4 protein-coding genes are annotated in these 4,573 nt (G+C 36.7%); 1 reads left to right on the top strand and 3 read right to left on the bottom strand.

The window, feature by feature from the left end:
- Nucleotides 1–104 precede the first annotated feature (104 nt).
- The 3 genes from larE to V7659_RS26990 form a co-directional block, all read right to left on the bottom strand.
- Nucleotides 105–905: an ATP-dependent sacrificial sulfur transferase LarE gene (gene larE, locus V7659_RS27000; protein WP_335453141.1), complete on the bottom strand. Its 801-nt coding sequence runs from the start codon at nt 903–905 to the stop codon at nt 105–107.
- An 89-nt stretch (nt 906–994) separates the two neighbouring features.
- Nucleotides 995–1,765 (bottom strand): SDR family oxidoreductase, encoded by a 771-nt coding sequence (locus V7659_RS26995; protein WP_335452980.1) that lies wholly within the window; start codon nt 1,763–1,765, stop codon nt 995–997.
- A 23-nt stretch (nt 1,766–1,788) separates the two neighbouring features.
- Nucleotides 1,789–3,057, bottom strand: coding sequence for a lactate racemase domain-containing protein (locus tag V7659_RS26990; RefSeq protein WP_335543161.1), 1,269 nt, complete (start codon nt 3,055–3,057; stop codon nt 1,789–1,791).
- A gap of 234 nt (nt 3,058–3,291) precedes the next feature.
- Between V7659_RS26990 and V7659_RS26985 the strand changes: the two genes are divergently transcribed.
- Entirely contained in the window at nt 3,292–4,473 is a 1,182-nt protein-coding gene (locus V7659_RS26985; protein ID WP_335452978.1) for an ROK family transcriptional regulator, read from the top strand.
- The last annotated feature ends 100 nt before the right edge of the window (nt 4,474–4,573 follow it).

Below are 4,573 nucleotides of genomic sequence, written 5' to 3'. Positions count from 1 at the left end.
ATTAATTATTGCTATTTTTATAATCGTTATATTAAAAGGCTCTGGATATTCCAAAGCCTTTTTTTAAATGTACTTTCCTAAACACATTGGCAAAGTGAAAAGCTCTAAGACAACACCTTATTCATGCTTCCACTCTGATATCCAATTAAATCTAACGTAATATATTTGTAACCATATCCTTGAAGTGCTTTCACGATTGAGTCATGATTTTCAAGAACCTTCTTCATATCATTTGGTTCTACTTCGATCCTTGCAATCTCGTCATGTGTTCGTACCCGTACTTGATAGATATCTAGTGATTTTAAATAGGCTTCGGCTTTTTCTACCTTCGTCAACTTTTCTTTTGTAATATATTCACCATAGGCAATTCTTGAAGAAAGACACGCTAAAGATGGTTTATCCCAAGTTGGCAAATCGAATTCTCGCGAGAGTTCTCTGATTTCTTGTTTAAACAAATTAGCTTCTAGGAGTGGACCACGTATCCCCTTTTCTTTAGCAGCTTGCATACCTGGTCGAAATTCATTCATATCGTCTGCTATGACACCATAAACCACATTTTGAAAGCCCTTTTCTTCCATGACTGGAATCAAATGATCAAATAAACTGCTTTTACAGAAATAGCATCGATTTTTATTGTTTTCCGCATATCCTGGTATAGCTAGTTCTGATGTTTCAATCACTTGGTGCCTGACACCAATTTGATTTGCAAGAATTCTTGCCTCTTCAAGTTCACTAGATGGGTAGCTTTCAGAGTCTGCTGTTACAGCGAGAACATGCTCAGCCCCTAAAGCATCCACGGCAGCCTTTAATAAAAAAGTACTGTCTACTCCTCCTGAAAATGCAACTACTACCGATTCCATATCTCGGAGAATAGACGTTAATTTTTTGTATTTCTCTATTAGCATGGTCCGTTTCTCCCCCAATCCCTTATCTAATTTAAAGTCAGCCATTGTTAATTTATTTAATAGACTTTAGATTTATGTGCACCATGGATTTATATTGTCATGCTTCCAAAGCCACCATCTACTCGTACAAGCGTTCCTGTTACAAAACTCGATGCTTTTTCAGAAGCAAGCCAAACCGTAGCACCTTGTAACTCTTCCGCCTCACCAAAGCGATTCATTGGAGTATGTCTCATGATTGATTCAATTCGCTCTTTATCTAAAATTTTTCTGTTTTGTTCAGCAGGGAAAAATCCTGGAATAATTGCATTGACACGAATACCATTTGGTGCAAATTCACGTGCTAAGAACTGTGTAACACTGTTAAGGCCTGCTTTTGATACGGAATAGGTAAACACTCTTGATAGTGGGGTTGTTGAAGAAACGGAAGAGATATTAATAATGCTTCCTTTTCTTTCCTGCTCAATCATCTTCTTCGCAAATATCTGACAGGTTAACACAATACCTTTTAGATTTATATCCATAATTTTATCCCACTCGTCCATGCCAAGTTCAAAGAAGGGTGTTGCGCTATTTGTACCTGGCGCGTTTAATAGAATGTCCCAGCCGCCGGACCATTGTTCAATTTCATTCGCAGCGTTAACTAAGGAATCCTTTGAACTAACATCTGCAGAAAATGCCTTGGCTTCCCCGCCACTCTCATTAATTTCCTTGGCCACTTCTTCTGCTTTTTCAAGATTACGTCCTACAATTGCAACTTTGGCACCGTGGGAAGCCAATCCTTTTGCCATAGCTGATCCCAAAACCCCATTTCCACCAATTGCAACTGCAACTTTTCCACTTAAATCAAATAATTGTGCCATTATTTATTCTCTCCCTTTTTTAATTAAAATAAATTTCCATTTTCATTGAAAGGAATATCATAAAGATCAGAACATTGTTCCATATTAGGATGCTGCCTCACATATTCTAGTAAAGGCTCAGATACTTCAATTTCACTTAATACTAATGTATTTTTAATGCGGACTAATTTCACGTTTGTAAAATCTAGAATATTACATGTTTTAATGGCCGCTTGGAATGCTTGTTTATCGTTTGGTAAAGTTGTAGCAATTTTAGTTGGAGCAACAACTGTTGAAGTTAAGCCATTTGCATATGTTCCTTCTTTATCCATCTTGTCTACAAGCCGTTGTGTCGTAAAGTCTGCCGTTCCTACTCCATTGGCATTTCCCTCGGATTGGTGTGTTACATCGAGGACCACCATTTTGTTAACATCCGGTCCACCAGATGCATATGGAGTTGGATAACGTCCGGTAATATTAGGATCCATTCCATCACCACTAATATTTTTGCCAATTTCATCAATGACAAGGACATCCAATTGTTCAAAGAAAAGCTTTGGCAACAATTCTTTTGCTTTCTTTTGAAGTTCAGGTTCTTTATTTATTATCTCTTCTGATGTAAGGACTTCAATGATGGCTACTTTATCAAATGCATTTTCAACGGATGCAACCCCAAACAGGAAGGGGGTCTTTTCCATGATGATCTTCGCCATAGCTGGAACATTTTCTGCCATATACTTAAATCCCATTTGATGACAAGCTTCTGCCCCTTTTTGCTTTCCTAATCCAATACTAATCATCTTCATCATTCCACTTTCAACAGGACCACGAAAAGCTGTGTGTGGTTTGATACGGTTGATGACCACAATTCCATCTGCTTCTGAAGCAAATTTATCCACATAAATAGGTAATCCATTCGGTAGCTCACTAATCTTTACTACTTCCATTGAAGAGCGGATCTCGCATCCGACACTTTCTTCGGTTACCCCAAGATGTGCTAAAACTTCGCGCTGTCCCTCTGCTGTCGCCCCCCCGTGGCTCCCCATACTTGGTACAATGAAAGGTTTAGCCCCCAAATCTTTTAAAAATTGGACTGTCACTGCCGTCATTTCAGGAAGACGATCGAGCCCCCGGCTTCCAACAGCAATTGCAATTTCCATCCCAGGCTTAACCTTTTCCTGTATATCTACTCGTTGTAATTGTGTCATCAGGGTTGCGCCAAGGTCATCGATCTTTTTGTTATCAAAATTGACTTTGACTTTTGCCATTTTAGGAACCGGAATATCTTTTAATAATTCTTGTAGGATACCCATATTTGCTTCACTCCTTTTGTTTATCTATTAAGTTTTCCTTTTTCGATCCTATTCCATGTATTAATGAAATTTATTGATTTATAATCCTCTTGTAATCCCTTACAAATTAAATAAATATATTCTCATTTAATTTGTTTACCAAACAAACTAATTACCTGTATAATATCATTATGGACAATTTTCGTCAATAAATATGAGATCTTTTCCTTATAAAAAAACTAAGGAGGCTTTTCTATGCTCACAGGAGATGCAGCATTTATCAAAAAAATGAACAGGTCGTTAATCTTAGGTAAAATTGTTGAGCATAAAATGATATCTAGAGCAGAGTTAGCAAAAATTACGGGATTAAATAAAGCTACAATCTCAGTACAGGTATCAGATTTGCTGAAAAAAAAGTTTATTATTGAAACACAACAGGAACACAGAAGTTTAGGGAGAAGGCCAGTCATGCTCTCAGTTAACCGTGATGCAGGATTTGTCCTCGGAATCGACCTGGATAAAAATTCAATTACATTTACCATATCAGATTTAATCGGTACTTCCGTTCGGACCGACATAATAGAACTTCAAGTATCAGCTTATGATGTCATTCTGAAGTTATTAATTGAACAGATTAATGGTTATAAACTTAAGTTCGCCTCTTCTTGTTACGGTCTTGTTGGAATTGCGATTGGAATCCATGGAATTGTAAATAAAGATGAAATAGTTGATTATGTACCTCAACATGGCTGGCAAAACAAAAACTTAAAAAAAGACTTAGAGAATGAAACCGGAGTCAATGTTGTCATCGAAAATAATGCCAACTTATGCTCGATTGCGGAAAAAGTGTATAAATACCACCAAAGTAACAACTTATTATCAGTTAGTTTGTATTCTGGAATTGGGATTGGTTTCATTATTAATGGTGAATTATTCAAAGGATACCACGGCTATGCAGGTGAGATTGGGCATATGATTGTTGTTCCGAATGGCCTGCCCTGCAGTTGCGGAAATTTAGGTTGCTGGGAGCAATATGCTTCTGAAATGAGTCTGTTTATCAAAATGGATGAAAAACAAAAAAATCTGGCTTTTAACATTGAAGAGATTCAATATCGGATGAAAGAACAGGATCCTGAATTCACGGAAAAGATTGATCAATTTCTTTATTATCTTTCAATTGGGTTAAATAATTTAATTAATCTTTATAATCCTGAAATCCTTGTGGTCAATAGTGAAGTTCTTCGTCTACTTCCGGATACGGTTAAGAAACTTAAAGCCCATCTTTCTTCACCAATTAGCCATTATTCTGAATTGAATATCTCTGAATTTGGCAAAAAGGCATGTATTATGGGAGCCTGTGCTTTAGCCATTCAAAACTTTTTAGGAGTTTCAGAGCTTTGTTTAACTTTAAGTGAGGAAAGCTCTCTCGATAAATAGAATAAGCAAAAAGTAACTATAAGCCTACCTTCCAGTGGGCTTTTTCCTTTTCACTTGAAATTAATGAAAAAACGAGGAAATTGGTGTAATTTTAAGAAAA

This window comes from Neobacillus drentensis (assembly GCF_036966985.1).
In the GTDB taxonomy this organism is placed as follows: domain Bacteria; phylum Bacillota; class Bacilli; order Bacillales; family Cytobacillaceae; genus Neobacillus; species Neobacillus drentensis_E.
The sequence above is the reverse complement of the archived record's forward strand: the minus strand, read 5'-3'. Positions and strand labels throughout refer to the sequence as shown.